This is a genomic window from Streptomyces sp. NPDC029044, assembly GCF_040637495.1.
Taxonomy (GTDB): Bacteria; Actinomycetota; Actinomycetes; order Streptomycetales; family Streptomycetaceae; genus Streptomyces.
The window spans coordinates 39432-65374 of record NZ_JBEZWN010000013.1 but is presented as its reverse complement, the minus strand read 5'-3'; the positions used below and the strand labels follow the sequence as shown (position 1 = coordinate 65374).

At 73.6% G+C, this 25943-nt stretch carries 24 protein-coding genes; 20 read left to right on the top strand and 4 right to left on the bottom strand.

All coding sequences use genetic code 11. The annotated features are described in order from the left end of the window. Positions 1 to 6: 6 nt before the first annotated feature. Genes AB0E85_RS14280 through AB0E85_RS14265 form a run of 4 tightly spaced genes read left to right on the top strand, consistent with a single transcriptional unit; the run spans position 7 to position 2528 of the window. Positions 7 to 912, top strand: a complete 906-nt coding sequence (locus AB0E85_RS14280) for a hypothetical protein (protein ID WP_361926188.1) — start codon at positions 7 to 9, stop codon at positions 910 to 912. Beyond that, a complete protein-coding gene (locus AB0E85_RS14275) occupies positions 909 to 1130 on the top strand; it encodes a Trm112 family protein (protein ID WP_107454782.1) in 222 nt (73 codons plus the stop codon). The genes AB0E85_RS14280 and AB0E85_RS14275 overlap by 4 nt, the downstream gene beginning before the upstream one ends. Beyond that, positions 1127 to 1954, top strand: a complete 828-nt coding sequence (locus tag AB0E85_RS14270) for an FkbM family methyltransferase (RefSeq protein ID WP_361926025.1) — start codon at positions 1127 to 1129, stop codon at positions 1952 to 1954. The genes AB0E85_RS14275 and AB0E85_RS14270 overlap by 4 nt, the downstream gene beginning before the upstream one ends. Continuing rightward, a complete protein-coding gene (locus tag AB0E85_RS14265) occupies positions 1920 to 2528 on the top strand; it encodes a hypothetical protein (RefSeq protein ID WP_361926023.1) in 609 nt (202 codons plus the stop codon). Before AB0E85_RS14270 ends, AB0E85_RS14265 begins: the two co-directional genes overlap by 35 nt. 1 nt (position 2529) lies before the next feature. Here the strand turns inward: AB0E85_RS14265 and AB0E85_RS14260 are convergent, their stop codons facing one another. Then, entirely contained in the window at positions 2530 to 3903 is a 1374-nt protein-coding gene (locus AB0E85_RS14260; protein ID WP_361926021.1) for an MFS transporter, read from the bottom strand. Positions 3904 to 3959: 56 nt separating this feature from the next. Further along, on the bottom strand, positions 3960 to 4838 hold the full coding sequence (locus AB0E85_RS14255; protein WP_361926019.1) for a hypothetical protein: 879 nt from the start codon (positions 4836 to 4838) through the stop codon (positions 3960 to 3962). Between the two features lie 177 nt (positions 4839 to 5015). On the opposite strand from AB0E85_RS14255, the gene AB0E85_RS14250 reads away from it, so the two are divergent. The 12 genes from AB0E85_RS14250 to AB0E85_RS14195 all read left to right on the top strand — a co-directional run bounded on the left by AB0E85_RS14250 (position 5016) and on the right by AB0E85_RS14195 (position 22074). Next, complete coding sequence (locus tag AB0E85_RS14250; protein WP_361926017.1) at positions 5016 to 6092, top strand: MerR family transcriptional regulator; 1077 nt, start codon at positions 5016 to 5018, stop codon at positions 6090 to 6092. An 80-nt stretch (positions 6093 to 6172) separates the two neighbouring features. After that, positions 6173 to 6472 (top strand): hypothetical protein, encoded by a 300-nt coding sequence (locus AB0E85_RS14245; protein WP_361926015.1) that lies wholly within the window; start codon positions 6173 to 6175, stop codon positions 6470 to 6472. Positions 6473 to 6668: 196 nt separating this feature from the next. Continuing rightward, a complete protein-coding gene (locus AB0E85_RS14240; RefSeq protein WP_361926013.1) occupies positions 6669 to 8204 on the top strand; it encodes a DNRLRE domain-containing protein in 1536 nt (511 codons plus the stop codon). 185 nt (positions 8205 to 8389) lie between these two features. Then, complete coding sequence (locus AB0E85_RS14235) at positions 8390 to 9790, top strand: hypothetical protein (RefSeq protein WP_361926010.1); 1401 nt, start codon at positions 8390 to 8392, stop codon at positions 9788 to 9790. Then, positions 9787 to 10233 (top strand): hypothetical protein, encoded by a 447-nt coding sequence (locus AB0E85_RS14230; protein WP_361926008.1) that lies wholly within the window; start codon positions 9787 to 9789, stop codon positions 10231 to 10233. Before AB0E85_RS14235 ends, AB0E85_RS14230 begins: the two co-directional genes overlap by 4 nt. 368 nt (positions 10234 to 10601) lie before the next feature. Then, the gene (locus AB0E85_RS14225) at positions 10602 to 12047 is read left to right on the top strand and encodes an acyl-CoA synthetase (protein ID WP_361926006.1); all 1446 of its coding nucleotides are present in this window, start codon (positions 10602 to 10604) and stop codon (positions 12045 to 12047) included. Beyond that, positions 12040 to 13380, top strand: a complete 1341-nt coding sequence (locus AB0E85_RS14220) for a carboxyl transferase domain-containing protein (RefSeq protein ID WP_361926004.1) — start codon at positions 12040 to 12042, stop codon at positions 13378 to 13380. Before AB0E85_RS14225 ends, AB0E85_RS14220 begins: the two co-directional genes overlap by 8 nt. A gap of 80 nt (positions 13381 to 13460) precedes the next feature. Next, positions 13461 to 13799, top strand: a complete 339-nt coding sequence (locus AB0E85_RS14215) for a CU044_2847 family protein (RefSeq protein WP_361926002.1) — start codon at positions 13461 to 13463, stop codon at positions 13797 to 13799. After that, complete coding sequence (locus AB0E85_RS14210) at positions 13796 to 15484, top strand: trypsin-like peptidase domain-containing protein (RefSeq protein ID WP_361926000.1); 1689 nt, start codon at positions 13796 to 13798, stop codon at positions 15482 to 15484. Before AB0E85_RS14215 ends, AB0E85_RS14210 begins: the two co-directional genes overlap by 4 nt. A 117-nt stretch (positions 15485 to 15601) precedes the next feature. Next, positions 15602 to 16606, top strand: coding sequence for a MoxR family ATPase (locus AB0E85_RS14205; protein ID WP_361925998.1), 1005 nt, complete (start codon positions 15602 to 15604; stop codon positions 16604 to 16606). Further along, positions 16596 to 20867: an SAV_2336 N-terminal domain-related protein gene (locus AB0E85_RS14200; RefSeq protein ID WP_361925996.1), complete on the top strand. Its 4272-nt coding sequence runs from the start codon at positions 16596 to 16598 to the stop codon at positions 20865 to 20867. Before AB0E85_RS14205 ends, AB0E85_RS14200 begins: the two co-directional genes overlap by 11 nt. 169 nt (positions 20868 to 21036) lie before the next feature. Beyond that, on the top strand, positions 21037 to 22074 hold the full coding sequence (locus AB0E85_RS14195; protein ID WP_361925994.1) for a rod shape-determining protein: 1038 nt from the start codon (positions 21037 to 21039) through the stop codon (positions 22072 to 22074). Between the two features lie 14 nt (positions 22075 to 22088). On the opposite strand, the gene AB0E85_RS14190 is transcribed toward AB0E85_RS14195, so the two are convergent. After that, entirely contained in the window at positions 22089 to 23042 is a 954-nt protein-coding gene (locus AB0E85_RS14190) for an anti-sigma factor RsbA family regulatory protein (protein ID WP_361925992.1), read from the bottom strand. Further along, on the bottom strand, positions 23039 to 23395 hold the full coding sequence (locus tag AB0E85_RS14185) for an STAS domain-containing protein (RefSeq protein WP_361925989.1): 357 nt from the start codon (positions 23393 to 23395) through the stop codon (positions 23039 to 23041). The genes AB0E85_RS14190 and AB0E85_RS14185 overlap by 4 nt, the downstream gene beginning before the upstream one ends. Positions 23396 to 23580: 185 nt before the next feature. On the opposite strand from AB0E85_RS14185, the gene AB0E85_RS14180 reads away from it, so the two are divergent. The 4 genes from AB0E85_RS14180 to AB0E85_RS14165 all read left to right on the top strand — a co-directional run bounded on the left by AB0E85_RS14180 (position 23581) and on the right by AB0E85_RS14165 (position 25877). Beyond that, a complete protein-coding gene (locus AB0E85_RS14180) occupies positions 23581 to 24279 on the top strand; it encodes an ANTAR domain-containing protein (protein WP_361925987.1) in 699 nt (232 codons plus the stop codon). A gap of 92 nt (positions 24280 to 24371) precedes the next feature. Then, positions 24372 to 24572, top strand: coding sequence for a hypothetical protein (locus AB0E85_RS14175; protein ID WP_361925985.1), 201 nt, complete (start codon positions 24372 to 24374; stop codon positions 24570 to 24572). Positions 24573 to 24599: 27 nt separating this feature from the next. Continuing rightward, positions 24600 to 24842: a DUF6411 family protein gene (locus AB0E85_RS14170; RefSeq protein ID WP_031131162.1), complete on the top strand. Its 243-nt coding sequence runs from the start codon at positions 24600 to 24602 to the stop codon at positions 24840 to 24842. A 69-nt stretch (positions 24843 to 24911) separates the two neighbouring features. Next, entirely contained in the window at positions 24912 to 25877 is a 966-nt protein-coding gene (locus AB0E85_RS14165) for a YihY/virulence factor BrkB family protein (RefSeq protein WP_361925983.1), read from the top strand. The last annotated feature ends 66 nt before the right edge of the window (positions 25878 to 25943 follow it).

Genomic DNA, 25943 nt, shown 5'->3' with positions numbered 1-25943 from the left:
TGGGGAGTGGCCGCGGCCCTGCTGGCGAACACCCTGTACAGCCTGGGCTTCGTGCTGGAGAAGCGGGCGCTCACCTCGCTCCCCGAGGTGAGCATCCGGCAACCGGCCCGGCTGCTGCGCCTCGTCCTCGGCAGCCCGCTGTGGATCGGCGGGTCCCTCGCCCTGGCCGCGGGTTTCGCCGCGCAGCTCGTCGTCTACCGCACCCTGCCGATCGCCGCCGCCCAGGGCATCTTCGTCTCCGGCCTGGTGCTGCTGGTGCTGCTGTCGGCGCGGCTGCTCGGGGAGGAGACGTCCGGCCGGGAGCGGTACGCGCTGGGCGCGATCCTGCTGGCGCTGCTGATGGTGGTGCTGTCGCTGCGGGAAGGGTCGGACACCGTCGGCCAGGACGCGCCCTACCAGCTGATCCTGCTGGTGTGCGTGCCGTCGCTGGCGGCCGGGGTGTGGCTGTACACCTCGGCCGAGCGGCGCACCCGCAACCGGCACCGGCGGCCCACGACCGGCGTCGAGTACGGCGTGGCCGTGGGCCTGCTGTACGGCGTCAGCTCGCTGGCCATCAAGGGCGTCGCCGGCCATCTGACGAGCCACGGCGTCGGCGGCGCCCTCCTGGACCTGCTGAGCTCCCCCTATCCGTATCTGCTGCTGTTCACCGGTGCGTTCGGCCTGGTGATGTCCCAGGCGGCCCTGCAACGCTGCCGTGCCTCGCTGATCGTGCCGGTGTGCACGACCGTGACGTCCCTGTTCACGGCGGTGCTCGGCACGCTGTCGTTCGGCGAGGCCCTGCCGGACGAACCGCTGCGGCTCGCGCTGCGGGTGGCGGGCACGGCCCTGGCGGTCGCCGTCCTGCTGACCATGCCGAAGCACGACTCCGCTCCCCAACCCTCCCCACCCGCCAAGGAGCTGGCATCACCATGAAGCCCGACGACCCGCTGCTGAAGATCCTGGCGTGCCCGCTCGACAAGGGTCCGCTGCATCTGCTCGCCGAGGAGGCCGGGCAGGAGGAGGCGCTGTACAACCCACGCCTGCACCGCCGTTACCCGATCACCGACGGCATACCGCAGCTGCTGCCGTCCTCGGGGGAGCAGGTGCCGGACGACGAGCACGAGGAACTCCTGAAGAGGATGGCGCCGTGACCAGCCTGGCGGCCCGAGTCGCCCCTCTGCTGCCCACCCGTCTGGTGGCCGCGGCGGCCCGTGCGCTCTACCCCCGGTTCGAACCGGAGCTGGCCCGGCTCGCCGAGCTGTGCCCGCCGGGCTGCCGTACGGCGGTTGACGTCGGCGGCTGGTACGGGCCCTGGACCCACCGTCTGTCGGGTCTCGCCGAGCGGGTCGTGACGGTCGAGCCCGTGCCCCATCTGGCCCGGCTGCTGGTCGCCGCCGCCCCGCCGAACGTCCGCGTGGTCCGGGCGGCCGCCTCGGACCGGCCGGGCATCGCCCGCCTGTGGCTGCCTTCGGACGACTCGGGCGACCGGGGCGTGTCCTCGCTGGTCCGCCGCGACATCCACGGCCGCGCGCTGGACGTCCCCTGCGTCACGCTGGACGAGCTGGGCCTGCGCGACGTCGGCTTCATCAAGATCGACGTGGACGGCAACGAGCCGGCGGTGCTGCGCGGCGCGACGGGTCTGCTGGCCCGCGACCGGCCGGCCCTGTTCGTGGAGCTGGAGTCCCGCATCCAGCCGATCGCGCCGGTGGTGACCTATCTGTCCCTGCTGGGCTACGACGGCTGGGTCCTGCCCGGCGACACCTGGGTGCCGCTCGCCCGGTTCCCCCTGGAGGACCACCAGGCGGACGCCTCCCACGTCGTCTCCCACGGCCTGCTCCGCCGCGTCCTGCCCTCCCCGGCCCTGCGGGGCCCGCGCTACGTCAACTCCGTCCTGTTCCTCCCCGACGGCCGCCGTCCGGGCAGGACCCCGGTGGGCGACGATGGGACCCATGCCCTCCGGAAAGCACCCCGCTAGCCCCTTCACCCCGCTCGACTTCCAGCTGGTGCTGCTGCGCCGCATGGCCGACCACAATCCCGGCCTGGTGGAGGACGCCCGCCATGAGCTGGGGGTGTCGATCGCGGACATGCGCGAGGCCAACCGGCGCTGGCAGGCGATGGTCCGCTCCCCGCGTTCGCGCGCCCCCCTGTCCCGGTATCGCCAGGTGCTGGGCGACCCCGAGTCCCGTACGTCCCGCCGGATCGGCGACCTCGACTGCGAGGCCTGGCTGTGGCCGGTGCCGCTCTGGCCCTCCCTGCGCTTCGAGGTGCTGACCGCCCCGAACCGCGCGGTGTGGAACGAGTGGCTGGTTCGCGCCCCGGGCGCGACGGGCCCCGAGCTGCGCACGCTGGACGACCTCAGCCCCTGGTCCTGCACGGTCGACGAGGCGGCCCGCGCCTTCGCCCCGGCCCGCCCCTTGGAGGGCACGGCCCCGACCCGGTGGGGACTGGCGTTCACCGCGCCCGACGCCGAGGGCGTCCGGCGGGAGGCGGTCGCGGAGTTCACCTGGGGGCTGGTGCAGCGGGTGGCCGTCACCGGCGCCGAGGGCTGAGCTACGTGAGCCCTGGAGGGCGGCGCGTCTTCGCCGGTACGCACCACCACGCGAGGACCGCCGCGCCCAGATAGGCGAGGGCCCCGATACCCATGCTGGTCCGGACTCCGGTGCCGTAGTTCGCAGCCGAGGCGAGCAGGCTGCCGCCGAGCGCGACGCCGGTGGCGCTGCCGACCTGGCGGGTGGTGTTGAACAGGGCGGAGGCGGCCCCCGAGTAGGCCGGTGGCGCGGCGCCCATCACGGTGGCGGTGGAGCCGGTGAGGGCGAAGGACGTACCGAAGCCGGCGGCCATCATCGGGAGCACCAGGAGCCCGTAGGCGGGGTCGGGGCCGGCGGCGGCCCAGCCGGCCAGGCCCAGCGCGGCCAGGAGCATGCCCGAGATCACCAGCGGGCGGTCGCCGGTACGGCGGGACAGCCGCCCCGACAGGACCGAGGCGAACATCGTCATCGCCACCGCCGGGAACAGCGCGAGGCCGGTGCCGAGGGCGCTGTAGTCGCGCTGGTGCTGGAACTCCAGGCTGGCGGTGAACACCATGCCGTAGAAGCCGAAGTTGAAGAGCAGGCCGATGACGGCTCCGCCGCTCATGGCGCGTGAGTGCAGCAGGCTCAGCGGGAGGGCGGGAGACCGCGCCAGCCGCTCGCGCAGCGCGAAGGCAGCGGCGGACAGGACGGCCAGGCCCAGACCGGCGAGCACGGCCGGGTCCGACCAGCCGCGCCGCCCGGCCTCGTTGAGCGCCGCGGTCAGCAGGGCCACCGCCGCGACGACGGCGACCTGCGCCGGCCAGTCCAGGGCCCGGTCGGCGCGCCGGGGCGAGCGGGCCACGTGCCGCAGCGTCAGCAGCAGGCAGGCGGCGCCGACGGGCAGGTTGATCAGGAACACCCAGCGCCAGCCGACCGTGGAGACGAGCAGCCCGCCCAGCAGCGGCCCGGCGGAGGCCGCGATGCCCGCCATCGAACCCCACAGCCCGAAGGCCCGTGAGCGGACGTCCGGCTCCGGGTAGGCCTGCTGGAGCAGGGCCAGCGAACCGGGCACGATCAGCGCCGCGCCGAGCCCCTCCACCAGCCGGGCCACCACCAGGAAGGCGGCGCCGGGCGCGAGCGCGCAGGCCGCCGAGGACGCGGTGAACACCGCCACGCCCCAGCAGAAGACCCGCCGGTTGCCCAGCCGGTCCCCCAGCGCCCCGCCCGTCAGCAGGAACCCGGCGAAGACCAGCGTGTAGCCGTCGGTGATCCACTGGATGCCGGTGAGCGAGGCCGACAGCTCCCGCCCGACCACGGGCACGGCGACGTTGATGACCGTCACGTCCAGGATCACCATGAAGTACCCGGCGCACACCGCGAGCAGCGGTGCCCAGGTCCGTTGCTCCGGGGGCATGGTGGTACCACTACACCAAAAGCCTCACCCAGGGGCGTATGCCTCGCGCGCCGCGCTCAGCCGGCGGCGGCCAGCACCGCCTCCACCACCCTCGGCACGGATCCCGGGTGCAGATGGAGGAACAGATTCGGCTCGATCAGCTCCAGCTCCATCACGCACGGCTCGCCGTCGGGCCCGGTGACCAGGTCCACGCGTGCGTACAGCAGCTCCGCGTCCCCGGGCACGGCGGCCAGCGCCTTCTCGGCGACGGCCAGTTCGGCGGCGGTCGGCTCCCAGGGGCGCAGGTCGGGGTGGGCGACCTTGTCCGCGTCGTACGGCGTGCCCGGCGCGAGGACGGCGCCCTTGACGCTCGCGTGCAGCAGGCGTCCGCCGAAGAACTGCAGGGCCCGCTCGCCGTGGGTGTCGATGCTGCTCAGGTAGGGCTGCACCATGACGGTGAACCCCTCGGCGTGCATGCGCTCGGCCTGCCGCACGGCGGCGTCCCGCTCCCCGGCCGGGTAGCGGGCGGCGTACCGGGCACCGGCCCCGGAGGCGGGCTTCACGACGAACTCGCGGTCGGCGGGCAGGTCGAGGGCGTCGCCGGGCGCGAAGTACCGGGTGGGCACGACGGGCACCGCGGCCTCCGCGAGCCGCCCGAGGTAGCGCTTGTCGGCGTTCCACCGCACGACACCGGCCGGATTGGCGAGCCGGGTCGCCTTCGCGCACCGCTCGGCCCACGCCGCGAACTCCTCGGCGCGCCAGCTGTAGTCCCAGGTGGAGCGGATGAGGGCGAGGTCGAAGGCGGCCCAGTCGACGTCCGGGGCGTCCCAGCAAGCGGCGACGGCGTCGGCCCCGGCCTCCCGCAGCGCCCGCACCAGAACGGGCAGGTCGCGGTCCTTGTGCTCCTCGCCGCGGGGGTCGTAGGTGACGACGGCGATGCGCGGGGTGCCGGCCACGGCGACTCCATCCTCGTACGGACGATCGATGCACGGACGATCGATGCGATGTCCGTCGCAGGCTAACAATCCCGTCCGGAACCGCGACACCCCGTTTGACCTTCACCTTCGGTGAAGCCCCAGCATCGGTGGCGGAACGAGGACGAGCGCGAGGAGCGCGGGACCGCAGGGGGTCGCATGACCATGCTGACGATCGGCGCGTTCGCGAGGGCCTGCCGGCTCTCGCCGAAGGCACTGCGCCTGTACGACGAGCTGGACCTGCTGCGGCCCGCCCGCGTGGACCCGGACACCGGGTACCGGTACTACGCGGCCGGGCAGCTGGAGCGGGCCCGGCTGGTGGCGTGGCTGCGGCGGCTGGGCATGCCGCTGGCCGAGATCCGCCGGGTGTGTCTCCTGCACGACCGCGACTCCACGGCCGCCGCCCGCGAGGTCCGTGCCTACTGGGCGCGGGTCGAGGCGGAGACGGCGGTCCGGCGGGACCTCGCCGCGTTCCTGGTCGATCACCTGACGACGGGCCCGGACGGGCCCGGGAAGGACACCGCCATGCTGGAACTGCGCTATTCCGCCCACTCGGACACCGGCCGCGTACGCCCCGCCAACCAGGACACCGCCTACGCGGGCACCCGCTTGCTCGCCGTGGCCGACGGCTTCGGACCGGCCGGCGCACCCGCGAGCAGCGCCGCGGTGGAGGCCCTGCGCTTCCTGGACACGGACGAGATACCGGCCGGCGGCGTCCTCGACGTCCTGGAGGACGCGGTACGGGGCGCCGAACAGGCCGTCCGGGACGTCGCGGACGGCTCCGACGACATCGGCACGACCCTGACGGCCCTGCTGTGGACGGGCTCACGGCTCGCGCTGGTGCACATCGGCGACTCCCGCGCGTATCTGCTGCGCGGCGGGGAGCTGTTCCGCATCACGCACGACCACACGATGGTCCAGTCGATGGTCGACGAGGGCCGGCTGGCGCCCGAGGAGGCGGCCTCCCATCCCGAGCGCGCCCTGCTCCTGAAGGCCCTGACCGGAGGCGCGTCCAGCGCGGCCCCGGACCTCCGCCTCCACGACACCCGGGCCGGCGACCGGTATCTGCTCTGCTCCGACGGCCTGACGGGCGTCGTCCCCGACCACCGCGTCAGGGAGCTCCTCGCCTCACCCCTCTCCCCCGGCGAAACCGTCTCCGCCCTGGTCGGGGCGGCGAACGCGGCGGGCGGCCCGGACAACGTCAGCTGCGTGGTGGCGGACGTGGTGGAGCCCTGACCCGGACGGCGTAGGACCACGGGCCGTGGGGGTCCCCGGCCGGTCTACTGGCCGGAAGACCGACGGAGGAAGGGATTCTCATGGCTGTGGTGCTGACCCTGCGCTGGGCCGGGGTGACGCCCGAGCAGTACGACGCGATGCTCGACACGGTGGGCTGGGAGAAGCAGGTACCGGACGGTCTCGTCCTGCACGTGGCCTGGTTCGAGCCGGGGGTCATGCACGTGACCGACGTGTGGGACGCCGAGGAGGACTTCCAGCGCTTCTTCGCCGAGCGCCTCGCCCCGGCCGTCCAGCAGGTCGGATTGCAGGGGCAGCCCGAGGTGGAGGTCTCACCGGCACACCGGCGATTCGTGGCGCCCGGCACGGACGGGGGCGCCTGAGCCGGGAGCGGGGCCCGGAAGAACGCAACGCCGCACCCCAGGGCGGGGTGCGGCTCAGCGTGATGAACTCCACGAAGAGTCCACCCCTATTGCTCCGATTTCCGCAGCTTCTCTCGTGATCATACGGTCCGATCTTCTCCCTATAGTTGCCTGACCATCACCGGGGGGTGGTGTGTGTGCACATAGAGGGGGGAGAGTGAAGAAGCGTCTTGTGGCGACGACCGCGTCGCTGGCCTTGTGCTTGTCACTCACCGTTCAGTCGGCCGAAGCGGCCCTGGACGACGGCAGAACCGAGCGACTGCAGGAGGTTGCTTCGGGCAAGGGGGCCGCGGGAGATCGCGCGCGGAGCACTGAAGCGCCCGACGAGACGGCGGCCGGACTGGCCGCCGTCCTCCAGGGGAAACACGTCGAGGTGCTCTCAGCACGTACTGAAGACTCGACGACCTGGGCCAATCCCGACGGCACGATGACTACGGACGTCGCTTCGGGAGCCGTCCGGGTCAAGGAGAACGGCCGGTGGCATCCCATCGATACCGGGTTGGTGGACGCGGGAAGCCGGCTGGAACCCAGGACCGCAGCCGCCGAAGTCGAGCTGTCCGACGGCGGCAACGAGGATTTCGCGCGGGTCAGCAGCGGCGACCGCACATTCGGACTGGACTGGGGCAGCTCACTGCCTGCTCCCAGGATCGACGGTGACACCGCCGTCTATCCCTCCGTTGTGCCGAACGGGGACCTCCACGTCACCGCGCTGCCGCACGGTTTCACCGAGTCACTGATCCTCAAAAAGCGGCCGAGCGGCCCTGTGGAGCTCCGCCTCCCGGTAACCCTGAAGGGGGTGAAGCTGGAGAAGACCGCTCGGCGGCATCTTCGACTCGAGGACGCCCGCGGCTCGCTCGTGGCGAGCGCACCTGCCCCCCGGATGTGGGGTACGGGCATCGATTCCCGCTCGGGCGACCCGGTCAAGACCGCGGAGATCGCCACCACGGTCGAAGAGACGACCGACGGAACCGTGCTCGTGCTCAAGCCGAGCCAGGAATTTCTCAGCGATCCGGAGGTGACCTATCCGGTCACCATAGATCCAACCACTACTCTCGCCGCCTCGACCGATACCTGGGTCGCCACGAACTACCCCGACTCCCAGCGTGGTTCCACGGAGCTGAAAGCAGGGACGTACGACGGAGGCACCACGCAGGCTCGGTCGTACGTGAAATTCGACGTCGCGAAGTACGCAGGCAAGCACATTCTGAGCGCAAGCCTCCGGCTGCATTCGTACTGGGCGTCCACGTGCGCCACGGATGGCTCCGGCGTCGAGGTCCGGCGGATCACGGGGAACTGGGACCCCAGCACGGTCGCGTGGGGCGGTCAGCCCGCCACCACGACTGCCGGCGGCGCGGTGTCCAAAGCGGCCTACGGTCACAGCTCGGCATGCCCTGCCAACTTCATGCGCTGGAACGTCACAGACATCGCACAGGCCTGGGCTGACGGTACTCCCAACCACGGCCTGCAGATCAGGGCGGTGGACGAACTGGACTCCAAGAGCTGGCGCCGCTTCCGCTCCGCCAACTACGTCGACGGATCTCAGGGACCCACCGAGCCCGCCCTGTCCATCACGTACAACACCAAGCCCGGCGTCGCCTCACCGGTGAGCCCTGCCGCTGACACGGCCACCGCCGACACCACGCGACACTCCGGGCCAAGGCCACGGACGCCGACGGCAACCCGGTGCGCCTGACCTTCGAGGTGTGGGATTCCGCCGGCACCAGCAGGGTCGCCTCCGGCACCTCGGCGTACGTCGCATCCGGAACGCCGGGCAGCTGGACCTCGCCCGCTCTGGCGGTCGGTGCCTACAAGTGGCGGGTCGCCACTTACGACGGGACCGACTGGAACGGCACCTGGTCGGCCTGGCGCACCCTGAGCGTGGATCCGTCCGTTCCCGCCGCTCCGACCGTCTCGTCGACGACCTACCCGGCTGATGGACTGTGGCACGGGGGCGCGGGCACCGCAGGAACGTTCACTCTGGCGGATCCCGCCGGCAAGGCAGCCGTCGCGGAGTACGTCCTCAACGGCGGGGCAACGCAGACCGTCGTCCTCACCGGCGGCAAGACCACCGTCACGGTGAATCCCCCCACGCGCGGCACCCACACTCTGACCGCTCGGGTCAAGAGCGCCGCGGGCATCTGGTCCGACCGGGCCGAATACACCTTCCGCGTCGGCGCCATCACCGGCGAACTCCCCATGGCGTTCGTGAACGAGATCGCCGAGGCACACTTCGCGGACCTCCTCCACCCTCACGAAGGACTGGAGGAAACCGAGGAGCTGGAGGACGAGATCCCGGAGGAAGACGACACACCGCCCGGCTACATCGAGGAGATCGACCCGGAGAAGCCGGAAACCGAAGACTCCGCAGCCCAGACGGCGACGACCGAGCTGCCCCTCACATCCGACGGCTCGATATCCGGCAACAGCGCAGACGGCGCGGGCCAGACCTTGATCGATCTCCCTGTCGCCTCCGCCACGGCTGCACAATTGAGCGAGACCGGCCTGGTGATATACCCCAACACCCAGCGTGACGCCGACACCATCGCCGTCCGCGACAGCGAGAATCGAGTCGAAGTCTTCCACCAGCTGCGCAGCAGCGAGGCACCGCAGACGTTCACCTACCAGGTCGACCTGCGGGCAGGGCAGGAGATCTCCGCCGTGTCCGGCAACACGGTGATGATCGCGGACGGGCAGAGCAATGTGGTCACCTTCCTCAGCGCCCCCAAGGCCGTCGACGCAAAGGGCACCGAAGTTCCCGTGACGATGAAGGCGGCTGGGGCGAGCATCGAGGTTGCCCTCGCCCCCGCCGCCGGGCAGACGCTCGCGTTCCCCGTGCTGCTCGACCCGAGCGGAGCAAGCTACGACGTGACTCCCTCCGAGCGCAGGTACTGCATGTGGAACCCCTATGACTGTTCCAAGGCCCGAGACATGGCAGAGGTCGCGGTCAAATACGCCAAGGATTACTACGCCGACAGCTCCCTCTGGCTGGGAAAGGGTGACGCTTTCCGGCACTGCTACTGGAACGCGCTGATGGAGATCTACATCGACCACGAAACGGCCTACGAAGTAGCCACCCGGCACGAATCGCAGTCGAGAGGCAACGACAAGGAGATGGATCTCAGGAACAATAAAAAGGGACGGGCGATAGGGAGGTACTACAACGAGCGACACTCGAACGGAGAAGCCTCCAAGAAGGCCAGGTCCTCTTGCAAGAGCAACTTGTCCAGGGGCAACCTGTGGATCGTCAAGAGCGGCCGGCTCGTCAGGAGCAACGCATGAAGAACGCACTGACCCATCGGGTAGCACCGATCCTGCTGCTGGTGCAGGCCGCGTACCTCGCCCTGCTTGAGTTCGCGTTCGCTTTCCTGGCTCCGGAAACCGGAGAAATCGACCACACCGAGCCTGCTGGAAGCAGCGGCGTCGTCTACGCCCTCGTGGTCGGTGCGGCGTTCCTGGGCCTGATCGGAGGAGCCGCGCTGCTGGGCTCGGTTCAGGCTCGGGCCAGGACGGCCGGTCGCCCTTTGCGTGTCGTGTGGCTCGCACTGCTCGGGCTCGGTGAGCTCGCTGTGGCCGGAATGTTCTTGAATTCGATCGTCGCCGAATCGGTCGGGCCGGACACGGTGATCGGCACACTGGCCATCGTCATCAGTTGTGGTGTGGCCCTCTGCTGCTTCGACGAATCCAGAAAAGCGATCCGTCGCAAACCACGCGCCTCGGTCTGAGTGCCGGCGGGCGGAGCCGGGAATGCATTCCCCGGTTCCGCCCGCAGCGCATACACCGGTTCGCCGCAGCACCGGGCACCGGCATCTTCCGGGTCGCGGGAGCGCAGGCTCGCCGTGGCCGCGCCCGCCGTCTCGCGACCGTCGTGGACGTCAGCGCCTTCTCCACGAACGGCGTGCTCGTCCTGGCCGCCGTCCCGGCGTGGACCGCGAGCGTTTCTTCCGGCAGTGGATGGTGTACGGAGGGATCGTGGTCGCGGTCGTCCCGCGGCGGCGTGGCTGGTGATGGTCGTCCCCGGCTGGGGCAGCTCACCCGCCGACCAGTGGAGCAGGCAGACAGCTGCCGGCAGACAGCTAAGGAGACGTGACGCGTGACCTCCCTCTTCCCGGCCCTGACCGGTGGCTCACCCGACCGGGCCGCCCTGCGGTTCGGCGAGCGCTCACTGACGTACGCGGAACTCGCCGCCGCGGCCGGTGCGACGGCCGAACGCATCGGGGGCGCCCGCCGGGTCGCCGTCTGGGCGACGCCCACGATGGAGACGGCCGTCGCCGTCGTCGCGGCACTGCTGGCCGGAGTGCCCGCCGTGCCGCTCAACCCCAAGTCCGGTGAGAAGGAGCTCGGGCACATCCTGACCGACAGCGCCCCCGGCCTGGTGCTGACAGCACCCGACGACCAACTCCCGGACCCGGTACAGGGCTTGGACCGGGTCGACGTTGACGTGCACGGCACCGGCGCCGCCCCCGTGGAGCCCGCCGACGACAGCGCCCCGGCCCTGATCGTCTACACCTCCGGCACCACCGGCCCGCCCAAGGGCGCCGTCGTCCCCCGCCGGGCCATCGCGAGCACTCTCGACGCCCTGGCCGACGCCTGGCAGTGGACCGGCGACGACGTCCTCGTCCACGGACTGCCGCTGTTCCACGTGCACGGCCTGGTGCTGGGCATCCTCGGCCCGCTGCGGCGCGGCGGGTCGGTGCGGCACCTGGGCCGCTTCACCACCCAGGGCGTCGCCCGCGAGCTCAACGCCGGCGCGACCATGCTGTTCGGCGTGCCGACGATGTACCACCGGATCGCCGAGGCCGTGACGAGCGACCCGGAACTGGTGAAGGCGCTGACCGGAGCGCGGCTGCTGGTCTCCGGCTCGGCGGCGCTGCCCGTGCACGACCACGGCCGCATCGCGACCGCGACCGGGCGGCGGGTGATCGAGCGGTACGGCATGACGGAGACACTGATGAACACCAGCGTCCGCGCCGACGGCGAGGCCCGCCCGGGCACGGTCGGCGTGCCACTGCCGGGCGTGGAGCTGCGGCTGGTCGAGGAGGACGGTTCGCAGGTCACCGCGTACGACGGGGAGACGGTGGGCGAGATCCAGGTGCGCGGTGCGAACCTGTTCACCGAGTACCTCAACCGTCCCGACGCCACGGAGGCCGCCTTCACCGCCGACGGCTTCTTCCGCACCGGCGACATGGCGGTGCGCGACCCCGACGGCTACGTGCGGATCGTCGGCCGCAAGGCCACCGACCTGATCAAGAGCGGCGGTTACAAGATCGGGGCCGGTGAGATCGAGAACGCACTCCTCGAACACCCCGGGGTGCGGGAGGCGGCCGTCACCGGGGAGCCGGACGCCGATCTGGGTGAGCGGATCGTGGCGTGGATCGTGCCGGAGGATGCCCAGTCGCCGCCCGGGCTGGAGGAGTTGGCCGGTCATGTGGCGCGGCGGCTCGCCCCGCACAAGCGGCCGCGGGTCGTGCACCACCTCGACGCGCTGCCCCGCAACGACATGGGGAAGATCATGAAGCGGGCGCTGGCCCATGGCTGAGCACTATTCGGCCCGCGAGGCCGTCACCGCCCTCGCCGACGACGCCACCTTCGCCGAACTCCCCGTCCCGGCGCGGAGGCCGAAGCCCGACGGTCCGCTCGGCTGGCCGGGCTACGACGCCTCCCGTGCCCGGGCCGCCGAACGCACCGGCGAGCAGGAGTCCGTGGTGTGCGGCACCGCCCGGATCGGCGGCACCCGGGCCGTGCTGATCGCGTTCGAGTTCGGCTTCCTCGGCGGCTCCCTGGGGGAGGGCACCGGCGACCGGCTGGAGGCGGCCTACGCGTACGCCCGGGAACGCCGCTTCCCGGTCGTGCCGCTGGTGGCGACGGGCGGCAGCCGCATGCAGGAGGGCATGCGGGCGCTGACCCAACTCCAGCGTGTGGCACGTCAGTCGGCGCTCACCCGGGAGGCCGGTCTCGCGCAGGTCGCGGTCCTGCGCGACCCGACCACCGGGGGCGGCTGGGCCACCCTGGGCGCGGGCGCCGACGTGGTGCTCGCGCTGCCCGGCGCCCAGGTGGGCTTCGCCGGCTCCCGGGTGCGGCCGGCGGACGCGGACCCGGCGGCGTACACCGCGGAGGCGCAGCTCGCGGCGGGCGCGGCGGACGCGGTCGTACGGCCGGAGGAGCTGCGGGAGACGCTCGGACGGTGGCTGCGGCTGCTGACGTGCCCGTCGACGACGCCCGCGCCGCCGCCCGGAGCGCTCGGCGGGTCCACGACCCTGCCCGCCACCGGGTGGGACGCCGTCCGCCGCGCCCGTTCCCCGCAACGGCCACGCGCCACGGCCTACTTGGACGCCTACTTCACCGACCGGGTCGCGATCAGCGGCGACCGCTGCGGCGGCACCGACCCGGACGGCATGGTGTGCGGCTTCGGCACCCACGAGGGCCGGACCGTCGCCTACGCCGCGCAGACCGGGACCGCGGCCCGCCCCGCCGGCTACCGCACCGCCGCCCGGCTGATCCGCCTCGCGGACCGGCTCGGCATCCCGGTGCTGACCCTCGTGGACACCCCGGGTGCGGCCAACGACGCGGAGGCGGAGCGGCAGGGCGCGGGCGCGGCGATCGCCGACGTCTTCGCCGCGGTCGCGGGCGCCCGCACGCCGGTGACCACGCTGGTGATCGGCGAGGGCGGCTCGGGCGGCGCACTGGCCCTCGCCGCACCCGGTAACACCTGGGCCACACCGGACAGTTACTTCTCGGTGATCGGCCCCGAACTCGCCGCGGCCATCCTCAAGCGGCCCCCGCGCGAGGTGGAGGCGACGGCGGACCAACTCCGCATCCGGCCGCAGGACCTGGTGGAGCTGGGGGTGATCCGGGGGATCGTCGGTGAGTGAGTTCGGCCGATGCCCCCTGCGTCATCGAGCACCTTCCGTCACAATGGTGCTGCCCAGCGCAATCGGACGACGGGGGTGTCGTGGACGGTTTGGTCGAGTTCAAGACCGATGACGGGGCCGTGGTCGCGGTCGAGGCGGTGGAGGAGGCGTCCGGCTCCCGCCTGGTCGCCCGCGGCGACGGCACGGTCCAGGCGGCCCGCACCTTCGAGGGCGCCCTGGACGGTGTGCGGGCGGCGGCCGAGTCGGCGCTGCGCGTCTTCCGGGACGGCTCGCTCGGACCCGACGGCGTGGAGATCGAGTTCGGGGTGAAACTGGCCGCCGAGACGGGCGCGTTCATCGCCAAGGGCACCGCCGAGGGCCATCTCGTGGTCAGGCTGACCTGGTCCCCGGCCGCCCCCGGGGCGAGCTCCGCCTCATGAACAGCGCCGAGTGGCACGCCCGGATCGAGTTACGGGGCCGGGTGGCCGGAGCGGGTTTCCTCGTCACCCCGGGCACGGTGCTGACGTGCGCCCATGTCGTGGGTGACGGCGAGGGCCTGGCGGTGACCTTCACCGAGCGGCCCGGCACCCCGTCCGTGTCCGCCCGGGTCGTCGCGCACGGCGGCTGGGCCGGTGGCGTCACCGACCCCGGCGACCTGGCCGTGCTGGAACTCGACCGGGAGGTGCCGGTCGCCCCGGCCGCGCTGGCCCCGGCCGACGCGGCGCACGGCACGACGGACCGCAAGCTCGTCGTCTACGGCTTCCCGCGCGGCTTCGACGAGGGCACTCTCACCGAATGCCGGGTCACCGCGCCGCAGTTGATCCGGCGGGAGTGGCTCCAGCTGGAGGCCTGGCACCAGGGCGGCCAGCCCCTGGCCCCCGGCTTCAGCGGGGCGGCCGTCACCCTGGCCGACACCGGCGAGGTCGTCGGCATGGTCACGGCGGACGCCGGCAGGGGCGAGGTGCGCACCGGCCGGATGATGCCCACGGAGGTCATGTCCCGCTACTGGCCGGGCCTGGAGGGCTTGGTGCCCACCTCCGACCACGCCACCGCCGACCGCGCCCGGCTGCGCGCCCTGGTGGAGAGGGCGGCCCGCGCGGGCGTCGACTGCGACCCGGTGCGGCTGTACACGGCGGCGGCCGACCCGTTCGATCCTCCGCCGCCCGGGGAGGGGTTCGACTCGCTGTGGTCGGCGGCCCTGTTCGTGCTGTGCGAACTGGACGGCCCGGGCGCCGCGCGGACCGTCACCCGGTTCGCCGACCGGCTCCAGGACCTGCTGCACACCCCGGCGGTGGAGCCGTCGGCCCCGGACTGGTCGCCGATCCTCGTCGAGCTCGGGCACAGCGGTGCGGGCGACGGCCTGGTCCGGGTCGAGGTGTCCGCGTACAGCGGGGGGCGGCGCCACCCGGTCGACTCCGGCACGGTCGAGCAGCACCGGCTGCACGCGTACGTGCAGGAGGGGATCGAGACGGCTTTCCGCTATCTGACGCCCGGCGCCGACGAACTGGTCGCGTTCGCGCTGCCCCGGGACTGGCTGGACTGGCCGGTCGACCACTGGGAGAGCGCCCCCGACGACGACACGCCGCTCGGCTGCCTCTACCCGCTGGTCGTCACCGACCACGCCCGCCGCAAGGCCAGCACCCGGCACGTGCTGACCCGGACGTGGAATCGCCTGGACTCCTGGCCGGGCGCGCGGGTGCACCGGGTGGAGTGCGGCGTGCCGGAGGAGCCCGGACGGCTGCGGTTGCGGCTGCGACAGCACGACGCCTGCCTCGCCGGATTCGGCACCGCCCCGGCCGCCGCCCGCACCCGGCCCCACTTCGACACCTCGCTCGCCGCGCCGGCTCCGGTGATCGTGTGGTCGCGGGGCGGCTGCGGGTCCGGGCAGGAGGAGTGCGCCGGTGCGGACGGCTGCACCGGCAAGACGTTCCTCGACGCGCTCGACGCTCACGTCATGGCCGTACCGCCCGCCGAACTCCCGCGCCAGGTCCTCGCCCTGCGCGAAGAGGCGCACGCCGAGGAGGACCACTGGGCCCGCGGCATCCAGCTGCTCTGGGACGACCCGCGGGTCTTCACCGACCCGCACGCCGTCACCGCCGCGCACGCGAGGTCGCCGGTGGCCTGACCCGCCCCCGCACCCGACGCGCCTGCCCCGCCGCCTGCCACTCCCCGGAGACACCCGCACGAAAACCACGCCCCCCAGAGACACCCGCACGAAAACGGAGAGCGGAGACCACGTTCCATGCCGCACTGGTCCGTCTACACCGGCCGCAACGAGCCGCACGACGGCATCGACGACCTGCCCGCCCCGCCGCCCTGGCGTGCCTTCGACGGCGGGCCCGCCCTGCCGCCGCCGCACGACGGTGACGACGCCACGGCCGTCTCCCCCGACCGTGTGCACCGGGCGAAGTCGTACGTCGCCACCGAGGAGAGCGTCCGGCTCGTCAACGCCGCGCTCTGCCTGCGCCGCCCCCTGCTCGTCACCGGCCCGCCCGGCACCGGCAAGTCGTCCCTCGCCTACGCGGTGGCGCGGGAGCTGCGGCTCGGCCCGGTGCTGCGCTGGAACATCACCAGCCGCAGCTCGCTGGCCGACGGCCTCTACCAGTACGACCCGCTGTCCCGGCTGTACGCGGCCCGGGAGGCGGAGGAACGGGGCGGCGTCGAGGACCACCTGCGTCTCGGCCCGCTCGGCACGGCCCTGCTCCCCTACGACCGCCCCCGCGCCCTGCTCGTCGACGAGATCGACAAGAGCGACCTCGACCTGCCGAACGACCTGCTGAACGTCCTGGAGGAGGGCCAGTACGAGATCCCCGAACTGGTCCGTGCCGCCCGGCACTCCGGCGACGGCGGGGCCGAGGTGCTCGCCGACGGCACGGACATCCCGGTCGCCGTCCGCCGCGGCCGGGTCCGCTGCCGGGCCTTTCCGTTCGTCGTGCTGACCAGCAACGGGGAGCGCGAGTTCCCGCCCGCCTTCCTGCGCCGCTGCGTCCGGCTGAAGCTGCGCCGCCCCGGCCGGGACCAGCTCACCCATATCGTCCGGGCCCACCTGGACACGCCGGGCGATGACGCGGACCGTCTGATCACCCGTTTCCTGGAGCGGGCCTCCGGCGGCGAACTGGCCACCGACCAGCTGCTGAACGCCCTCTACCTCACGGGAGTGGCGGGCCTGGACGCCGCCTCCCGCGACGACCTCGCCGAGCAGCTGATGCCGTACCTCAGCGCGGCGGCCGACGGCGATGGCTTCTGACGGCGGGCCCGGGCCGTCCCCGGTCGTCCGGCTGGAGGCGGCCCTGGCGGCGGCGGGTGCCGCGCCGACCCCGCGGGAGGTCGCCGAACTGGTGTGGCTGGCCGCCCAGTTGGACCCGCCGTCCGGTGAGCCCGGGAGCGGCCGGCCGTCGGCTCCCACCACTCCCGTCACCGAGGGAGCATCTCCCGGCCCCAAGGAGGAGGCGCCCGCCGCCCCCGAATCACAGCAGTCCGCCGGGCCCCCCGCGCCGGCCGCCCCCGGCCGCGTCCCGCTCCGCCTCCCCGCCCCGCGCTCCCCGGGCCGCCCCGGCCACCGCTCCGGCGGGGGATCGCCCCTCCTCGCGCCCGCGCCCCCGATGCTGCCCCACCCCCTGGCGCTCCAGCGCGCCCTGCGCCCGCTCCAGCGCAAGGTGCCCTCCCCGCACCTGCGCCTGCTGGACGAACGGGCGACGGCCGACCGGATCGCGCGGCTCGGCGCCCACCCGGACGTGTGGTTGCCCGTGCTGCGCCCGGCGCCCGACCGCTGGCTGCGCCTGAACCTCGTGCACGACACCGGCCCGACCATGCCGGTCTGGCGCCCCCTGGTGAGCGAACTGCACACGGCGCTCGCCCAGTCGGGCATCTTCCGCACGGTCACCCTGCACCCCGTCACGCCCGACGGCCGGGCCCGCCGGGTCCCCGTCCTCGACGACGGCCGCACGGCCACCCTCGTCGTCAGCGACTGCATGGGACCGCAGTGGCGTCCGGGCGAGGCGGGCGAGCGCTGGTACCGCACCCTGCGGCAGTGGGCCCACCGCATGCCGCTCGCCGTGGTCCAGCCCCTCCCCGAACACCTGTGGCCCACCACGGCGTTACCCGCAGAGCCGGGCCTGCTGACGTCCCCGTCCACCGCGGCCCCCTCGGCGACCCTCGCGTTCAGCCCGTACGACGGGTCACCGCCCCCGGAGCGGGCCCTGCCGCTGCCGGTCCTGGAACCGGGCGCTCCCTGGCTGGCCCACTGGGCGGCCCTGCTCGCCGACCCGGGCGGCGCCCGGACCCCGGGCGCGGTGGCCTGGCTGCCGCCCGCGCCCGCACCGCCCGCCGAGCCCACCCCCGACGTCGCCACCGCCTCCCCCGAGGACCTGGTCCTGCGCTTCCGGGCGACCGCGTCCCCGGAGGCCTTCCGCCTCGCCGGGCATCTCGCGCTGGCAGTCCCCTCGGTGCCGGTGATGCGCCTCGTCCAGCGCACCCTGGAGCGCGACCCGCGCCCCCAGCACCTGGCCGAGGTCATCCTCAGCGGCATGCTCACCTCCGCGCCCGGCCCGCCCGGCTCCTACGCGTTCCGGCCCGGCGTACGGGAGTTGCTGCTGCGTTCCCTGCCCCGCACGGCCCGCGGGCGGACCCGGGAGTTCCTCGAACGGGTCGGGGGGCTGATCGACGAGCGGGCGGGGCTCGCGGCCGGGGAGTTCCGGGCCGAGACGGGCGGCGGGAAGGGCGACTCGGGCCAGGCGTTCGCGACGGTCAGCGAGGAGACCGTGCGGCGCCTCGGCGGGGAGACGCCGTTCGCGGGACGGTACCGGCTGACGGGGCGGCGCGACGGGGAAGGGCGCGTGTTCCGGGCCGTGGACGTCCGCTCCGACCGGCAGGTGATCGTGCGCCGGTACCGTGCGCAGCCCGCCCCACAGGAACGGTTCCTGAGCCAGGCGCGGGAACTGGCCGGGGTCGACGATCCGCACGTGGTGAAGGTGCTCGACTTCGGGGTGGAAGGCGACGCGCCCTACCTGGTGACGGAGTTCGTGGACGGCCTGACCGTCTCCGAAGTGCTCTCGGGCATCACCTTCCCGGCCTTCGCCCGCCTGGTGTGCCAGGGCATGGCAGGGCTGGAGGCCCTGCACGCACGCGGTCTGGTGCGCGGGGAGCGCGGGCCGGCCGGCCTGCTGCTGCGCCCGGACGGCACGGTGCTGCTCAGCCGCATCACCTTGGGCGAGGAGTCCCGGGGCAAGGCCCCCGAGGCGGACGTCGCGGAGTTCCGGTGGCTGCTCAAGCAGCTGGTCGCCGGCGTCCAGGCGCCCCCTGAGCACCGGGAACTGCTCGACCTGATCGACCGGCACGAGCTGCGGGAAGCCGCCGCGTACGCCGCCCGCCTGCCCGCCGAGTGGCCACCGCCGCGCTCCTTCACCCTGCTCGGCCCCCTGCGCATCAGTGCCGGCACGGAGCCCGTGGAACCGCCCTCCCCCGAGGCCCGGGCGCTGCTGTGCATGCTGCTCCTGCGGCCCGGCCGGCGCGTGGCCCGCTCCGAACTGGCCCGCGGTCTGTGGGAGGGACCCCTGCCGGAGAGCGAGACCGCCCACCGCCTCGACGCCCTGGCGGCGGAGGTCCGGCAGGTCCTGCCGGACGGCGGTCTCGTCGCCTTCTCCGACGCGTACGCACTGCACGTGCCGGACCTGTACGTCGACGTGCTGCACTGCGAGCGGCTCCTCGCGGAAGACACCGGCGACCCCCGGCGCGCCCTCGGCCTCTGGTACGGCGACCCCCTCGACGGCGTCCCGGGACCGGCCGCCGCGGCCGCCCGGGAACGGCTGCGCACCCTCAAGGAGGGGCTGGAGTCCGGGCCGGAGGCCGCCGCGCCCACGATCCTCTTCGAGGCCGACGACCTCACCGGCCACCCCGAGGCCCGCATCACCCTCGAATACGCGGTGCACGAGATGCTGTCCCGCGGCGCGCTCGCCCCCCACCAGTTCGACGTGCGCGTCCGCGGCGGCGGCTACGACGTCCACACCGAACCGGGCACCTACCTCCTGCCCGTCCTGGCCGCGGTCCTGCGGGGCCTGCCCGAGGTCCTCACCGGGCTCGTGGACCCGCCGCCCCTGACCGTCACGTTCTGGGACCGGCCCGCCCCGCCGCCCGAGCCGCCGCGCGTGCCCGCCGACATCCAGGTGATCGTCTCCCCGGACCTCTACGAGCAGTTCGCGGCCAGCTCGGCCGCCCAGGGCCCCCAGCGCTTCCAGCCCCTCTTCCAGGACGGTGCCACCGACACCCCGCCCGTCGCCTGGTACTGCCCGCTGTCTCCCGCCACGACCCCGGAGCCCGGCGCCCGCGACCTGGTGCAGGGCCCCTTCATCACCCGCGACCTGCGCCGGCTCGGCATACCGGCCCCCGGCCGCACGGCCGTCGTCCACACCCGCCCCGACGGTCCGCTGACCCTCCTCAACCCGGCCCGGCCGCACGGCGACCGGCCGCCGGGGCTCGTGACGTACTACGAGGTGGACCTCACCACGCACCAGTCCCACCACCGGGTCTCCCTGCCGAGTTCCGGCAAGGGCGCCTTCGCCGCCGCGGTCGAGCTGTCCTGGCACGTGGAGGACCCCGTCGCGTTCGTGCGGGCCGGGACCGGCAGGGTGTCCGAGGTGCTGCTCGACCACCTGCTGGAGGAGGCGGCCCGCATCACCCGGCGGCACCCGCTGCGCCGGGCGGGTGCCGCGCAACGCGCGGTCGGCACCGGGCTGCGCCACTGGCCGGTGCCCGGGCTGTCGGTGACGGCGTCGGTGCAGCTGGACCGGGAGGGCACGGCCCTGCCCGAACCGCGGGGGACCGCTCCCGCACAGCTCCCGCTGCCGCGGCTCCTCGGCGAGGCCGAGACGGTCCTGGTCGGGTTCGACGGCCCGATGGCCCGCCTGTTCTCGGCGAGCACCGCCCGCGAGGCCGTGCTCGGCCTGCTCGCCCTCGTCGACGAGCACCGCGCCCCGCGGCACGCCCCGCCCGGCGCGGTGCGGGAGACGTTCGCCCATCCGCTCGACGTGCTCCGGGCCTTCGCGCGGGACCCGCTCGGGCCGCTGCTGCGGGAGCGTCTGGACGAGATCGAACTCCGGGCGGTGCCGCACGCGCCGGCGACGCACAACTCCGCGCCCCTGGTCCGCACCCTGCACGCCTCCGGTCGCCGCGTCTGTGTGATCACGGACGTCTGCGCCGAGGCCGTACCCCGCTATCTGCGGCCCTACGGCTCCCTGCCCCTGGCCGGCGTCCACGGACGCGCCGAGGACCTGGCTCTGCTCACGCCACACCCGGACTGCATGCTCCGCGCCCTCGACGCCTGCGACGGGTCGGCCGCGACGGGCCTGGTGATCGGTTCCACGGTCGCCGAGCTGGCCGCCGCGCAGCGGGCCGGACTGCGCTTCGTCGGCCTCGCCCGCAACGCCACCACCGAGCGGCAGCTGCGCGAGGCCGGCTGCACCACCACGGTGACCTCCCTGGCGCCGCTGCTGGAGGCCGCGCACTCCCTGTGACCGGACGCCGAACCCCCCGTTCGGCGGCGCCCCGCCCGGCCCCCCACGAAAGGCGGCCCGGCCCCCTCCCGAGCACGATGCGAAGGAGGCCCGCCGCCCGGCGGACCCACGTCTGCGAGGCCCGCCACCTGGCGGCCCCCCACGGTCTGTGCTCTCGGGAGGACCTGCCATGACCGCCAGTCTGGAGCAGTTGCGCCGCTGCCACTTCGCCGTCGACCTGGGGGCGGCCCGCACACGCGTCTACGTCAAGGGGGCCGGGCTCGTCGTCGACCAGCCGTCCGCCGCCGCCGTGAACACCCGCACCGGCGCGCTGATCGCGGTCGGCGAGCTCGCCGAGAAGATGACGGGCCGCACCCCGCACTACATCCGGGTGGTCCGGCCGGTCTCCGGCGGCACCGTCGTCGACATCGAGATGGCGCAGCGCATGCTGCGGCACCTGCTCGGTGACAAGATGCGCCGCGCGCTGCGCCGCAAGCCGATCCTGCGCGCCGCGGCCTGCACCCCGCACGACGCCGACCCGCTGGCCCAGCGCGCCGCGATCGAGACGCTGGTCGGTCTCGGGGCCCGCAAGGTGGAGCTGGTCGACACGCTGATCGCCGCCGCCGTCGGCTGCGGGCTGCCCGTGGAGCAGCCCGAGGCCACGATGATCATGGTGTGCGGGGCGGCGGCCACGCAGGTGGCCGTGCTGTCCCTCGGCTCGATCGTCACGGCCGAGCGCATCCCGGTGGGCGGCGAGGCCGTCGACCAGGCGATCGTGCAGCACCTGCGTCACGAGCACGAGCTGATGCTGCCGAGCCAGTCGGTGCGGCCTCTCCAGCTGGCCCTGTCGGGCAACGGCCTGACCGCGCAGGGCCCGGCCTCCACGGAGATCCACGGCCGGGACGTCGCCACGGGCCTGGCCCGGTCCGTCCAGGTCGACACCGCGGCCGTCCGGGACGCCATCCAGACGCCGCTCACCGCGATCCTGGACGGCATCGGCAAGGTGCTGCGGGCCTGCCCGCCGGACCTGGTCGCCGACCTGGCCGACCGCGGGATCATGATGGTCGGCGGCAGTGCCCTGCTGCCGGGCCTGGACCAGATGCTGCGGCAGGCGACCGGCATGCCGGTGCACATCGCCGAGCGGCCGGACGTGTGCGCCGTGCAGGGTCTCGGCGCGATGCTGGAGGGCAGGATCGCGCCGCTGGCGCTGGACCCGCTGCACACCTGAGCGTCAGGCGCGGGTCAGCGGGCGAACCAGCAGCGCACGGTCGTCCCGCTGTCGCTCCGGTGCAGCCGCACCAGATCGGCGATCATGTTGACCAGCAGGATCCCGCGCCCGCCGCGCTGGTCGCGGGGCACGGGCCGGCGTCCGGCCAGGACGTCGGTGAGCCGCCCCTCGTCGCGGACCTCGCACACCACGTACCCGTCCTCGGCCCACACCCGCAGCGTGCCCGAACCGCCGCCGTGCACCACGCTGTTGGTGGTGAGCTCGGCCGTGGCGAGGGCCAGGTCGTCGAGCTTCACGCCGACGAGACCGAGCCGGGCGCCCTCCCCGACGGCCACGTGCCGGGCGTGGGGCAGGGAGTCGGAGTCGAAGGCGAACGACAGCGCCTCCGGCACGGTCGGCAGCGGCTCGTTGTAGCGGGTGACGACGCCCTCGGGGGCATACGCGTCGCTGCGCTGCTCGGCGCGGGAGCCGGGGTGGATGACGGTCGGATGGGTGGCGTAGGCGTCGGCGACGACGTGCTCGGGCAGCTGCCGGACGTCGTACGGGCACAGGATCGTCGCCGTACGGCCCCGGAAGGCGGCGTTGATGAGCGCCTCGTGCTGGGCGCAGGCCGGGTACTCGGCGTCGGAGCGGCCGGCCCAGATCGGCTCGCCGATGATGCGCACCCGGCGGCCGGCCGGCTGGGCGTCGGCGAAGGCGCGCAGCACGCCGGGGATGATCCGCCCGGGGTTGCGTCCGGCCTCGCGCATGTCGAGGAGCCGCACGGTGGCGGCTTCGTCGCCCAGCGCGTCCCGGATCAGGGCGAGGTTCTTGCCGGGCACGGCGACGGCCACCGGTTCTCCGGCTTCCAGCCCCTCACGTACGAAGGGCAGGGTGCCGTCGAGGTAGTCCTGCTCGTCCCGGTAGAAGAGCGCGGGGTGGACGAAGGGGTCGAGGGGCCCGAAGGGCTCGGTGACCGTGGCGGTCATGATGTGGACACCTCGATTCCCTTCTGGCCGGGCCACAGCAGGTCCAGCGTGCGCCGCAGGACCGGCGGGGGCCGGCGCACCACGAACCGCCGGCCGTCGCGGAGCTGTCCGGCGGCGGCCGCGAGCGCACCGGCGCCCGCGACGTCGACGAACGTCACGCCGGACAGTTCGAGGTAGTACACGTCGTCATCCTCGCGGACCGCCTGCTCCAGAACGCCTTCCCAGATCGCACGTGTCGTCAGGCCGACCTCACCGGCCGCCCGGACGCCCTGCCGCCCGGCCAGCGGGAACACCGCCAGACCGGGCACCGGGCCGCGAGGGCCGGTCGCCGACAGCTGCTGCCGAGTGTTCAAGCCCCTCTCCCCACGCTTCTGAACCACAGCGCTCTTACCCGTACGGCAAAGGCTCATTCCCCCGGAACGTGTGTAGTACGCCGTACGGCGGGCAGGCGCACCTCACACCGACGTCCACGGGGGCGAGTGACGTCGTGCAGTCCGGCGAGACGAACACGACAGACGAGGACCGACAAGGCGGTGACATGACCTCAGCGGCATCACCACATCTCACCGGAGGGCTGGACACCCTGGTCATCCCCGGCCGCGTCGACGCGGACCGCGCCGAGCTCACCCCCCGTGGTGAGCTCGTCCACGGCTGCGCGGAGATCCTGGCGCGAACTCTGGCCGGCCTGCCGGTCACCGTCACCCGGGTCGACCTGGACATGGCGGGCGTGCACTTCATGGACACGGCCGGTCTTCAGTTCCTGGACGTGCTCGCCGACCACGGCCGGCAGCGGTCGCTGACGGTGACGACGGCGAACTGGAACGGCCAGCCGCGCCGGATCCTGGAGCTGGCGGGCCTGGACACGACCGATCCGCTGGCCGGTCCGGACACCGCCGGTGCGGTCTCCGCGGTGACGCCGGCCGCCCCGGCCTCCTCGGCGGTCGCCCTGGAACGCGCGGAGCGCCTGCACGTCCTACAGGAGGAGGTCGAGCAGCTCCGCCAGGCCATCGCCTCCCGCCCCGTCATCGACCAGGCACGGGGCATCCTCATGGCCACCCACGGCTGCACCTCGGACCAGGCGTGGCACATCCTGCGGGAGACGTCCCAGCTGTCGAACACGAAGCTGCGGGACGTCGCGGCTGCGGTGACGGCGAGCGCGGAGGCGGACGGCCCGCCGCCGTCGCCCGAGCTGCGCACGGCGCTGCAACGGGCCGTCGCGAGGCGCCGCCGGGGCTGAGGGGCAGGAGCCCGGGGTTCCGCGCGCCGGGCCGGTGCTCCCGCCGCAGCGGGGGTACCCGGCAGCCGACCAGCCGCGCGAGGAGGTGCCCGATGAGCGACCACACTCCGTCGTCCCAGGCCGAAGGCGACCGCGACGACGAGCAGGACACGACCCCGCGTCCCACCCCCTCCCAGGCCGAGGGCGACCGCGACGACACGAGCGCCGAGGACGAAGCCGAAGACGAGGGCGACGGCGACCGGACGGAGGCCACAGAGAGGCCACATGGAGACGACGTGACGGGGAACCCGTAACTCCCCCACTACACAAGGGAGTTGTCCGTGATCGTCGCCGTCGTCATCGCCGGATGCGTCCTCCTGGCCGTGCTGGCCTTCCTCGTCCCCCGCCTCTCGCGCCACCCCGAGCGCGGCACCCAGCGTTCGCTCGGCGCCGGCGCCCGGGCCGGCGGCAAGGCGCCCGGAGTGCTGGGCAGGCTGTTCAGCAAGCCCTTCCACTCCAGTTCCCGCGCGGTGAGCCGCAGCGGCTCGGCCGGCCGCCGCACCCGCGGCCGCATGCCCTTCTGACCCACCGCGCGGCCGTGCCGCCCGGCATGCTGGTCCGGTACGCAGGGCAGGCAGAAGGAGAACCTCTCGATGGGCACCGCAGTGCACGTCCCGCAGACGCGGGACATGATCGGGGAGGAACTCTCCGGGGACGAGGCGTTCACCGCGCTGCGGCGCTACGGGGGCCGCCGGCTGTTCCTCGACGCGTTCACCCGCTTCCGTTACGCCGACGGGTTCAGCAGCTCCCGCTCCCTCGCCTTCCAGGTCGTCCTGGGCATGGTGCCGTTCACCATCGCCCTGGTCGGCGTGGCCACCACCGTGCACACGGAGAGCGTGGGGCGGATCATCGAACTCACCCTCGGCCGGATCGTGCCCGGCGCCAGCGCGGACCTCGTCGAGGACGCCCTGGACGGCACCGCGCGCAGTGCCGGTTCGGGCGTCTGGGGCGCCGTCGCCATGTGGCTGGGCCTGGCCTTCGCCGTACTCAACCTGGCCTCGGCGATGGCCCAGGTGGAGCGGGGCGCCAACCGCATCTACGGCATCGAGCGCGACCGGCCCTTCCTGGCCAAGTACGGCCGTTCCCTGCTCCTGGCCATGGCCGCGGGCATGCCGATGGTCCTGGGTTTCCTCGTGCTGGTGGCCGGTGACGCCGTGGGCAGCGCGGTGGTCGAGTCCCTCGGCTGGTCCCGCACCTGGCTCGACTGGTGGGGTGCCCTCGACGTGCCGCTGGGCGTGCTGCTGGCCTGGGTGGCCTCGGCGGCGATCTTCCGCTGGGCGCCCCGCCGGGACCAGCCGGGCTACACCTGGCTCGCGTTCGGCTCCGCGGTCCATCTGGTGCTGTGGATCACGGCCACCTGGCTGCTGGCGCTCTACGTCGCCAAGAGCGGCTCCTTCGGCGCCGTCTACGGCCCGCTGACGGCCTTCGTCGCCCTGCTGCTCTGGGCCAATCTGACCGGTGTGGCCCTGTTCCTCGGCATCGCCTTCGCCGCTCAGCTCGAAGCGGCCCGGGCCGGCATCACCGAGGCCGTGCACCCCGACCCGGGCCCGGGCCCGTGACGTACCCCCCTGACGCGTGCCCGGCCCCTGTGATCACCGCGCTGAACCAGGACGTATCGTCCTCGG

Excerpts from the sequence above, each read along its gene's own strand:
- AB0E85_RS14250 (WP_361926017.1), top strand. The coding sequence starts at position 5,016 with ATGACCATGCTGACGATCGGCGCGTTCGCGAGGGCCTGCCGGCTCTCG.
- AB0E85_RS14275 (WP_107454782.1), top strand. The coding sequence starts at position 909 with ATGAAGCCCGACGACCCGCTGCTGAAGATCCTGGCGTGCCCGCTCGAC.
- AB0E85_RS14230 (WP_361926008.1), top strand. The coding sequence starts at position 9,787 with ATGAAGAACGCACTGACCCATCGGGTAGCACCGATCCTGCTGCTGGTG.
- AB0E85_RS14265 (WP_361926023.1), top strand. The coding sequence starts at position 1,920 with ATGGGACCCATGCCCTCCGGAAAGCACCCCGCTAGCCCCTTCACCCCG.
- AB0E85_RS14260 (WP_361926021.1), bottom strand. The coding sequence starts at position 3,903 with ATGCCCCCGGAGCAACGGACCTGGGCACCGCTGCTCGCGGTGTGCGCC.
- AB0E85_RS14210 (WP_361926000.1), top strand. The coding sequence starts at position 13,796 with ATGAACAGCGCCGAGTGGCACGCCCGGATCGAGTTACGGGGCCGGGTG.
- AB0E85_RS14165 (WP_361925983.1), top strand. The coding sequence starts at position 24,912 with ATGGGCACCGCAGTGCACGTCCCGCAGACGCGGGACATGATCGGGGAG.
- AB0E85_RS14195 (WP_361925994.1), top strand. The coding sequence starts at position 21,037 with ATGACCGCCAGTCTGGAGCAGTTGCGCCGCTGCCACTTCGCCGTCGAC.
- AB0E85_RS14220 (WP_361926004.1), top strand. The coding sequence starts at position 12,040 with ATGGCTGAGCACTATTCGGCCCGCGAGGCCGTCACCGCCCTCGCCGAC.
- AB0E85_RS14205 (WP_361925998.1), top strand. The coding sequence starts at position 15,602 with ATGCCGCACTGGTCCGTCTACACCGGCCGCAACGAGCCGCACGACGGC.
- AB0E85_RS14175 (WP_361925985.1), top strand. The coding sequence starts at position 24,372 with ATGAGCGACCACACTCCGTCGTCCCAGGCCGAAGGCGACCGCGACGAC.
- AB0E85_RS14245 (WP_361926015.1), top strand. The coding sequence starts at position 6,173 with ATGGCTGTGGTGCTGACCCTGCGCTGGGCCGGGGTGACGCCCGAGCAG.
- AB0E85_RS14180 (WP_361925987.1), top strand. The coding sequence starts at position 23,581 with ATGACCTCAGCGGCATCACCACATCTCACCGGAGGGCTGGACACCCTG.
- AB0E85_RS14200 (WP_361925996.1), top strand. The coding sequence starts at position 16,596 with ATGGCTTCTGACGGCGGGCCCGGGCCGTCCCCGGTCGTCCGGCTGGAG.
- AB0E85_RS14190 (WP_361925992.1), bottom strand. The coding sequence starts at position 23,042 with ATGACCGCCACGGTCACCGAGCCCTTCGGGCCCCTCGACCCCTTCGTC.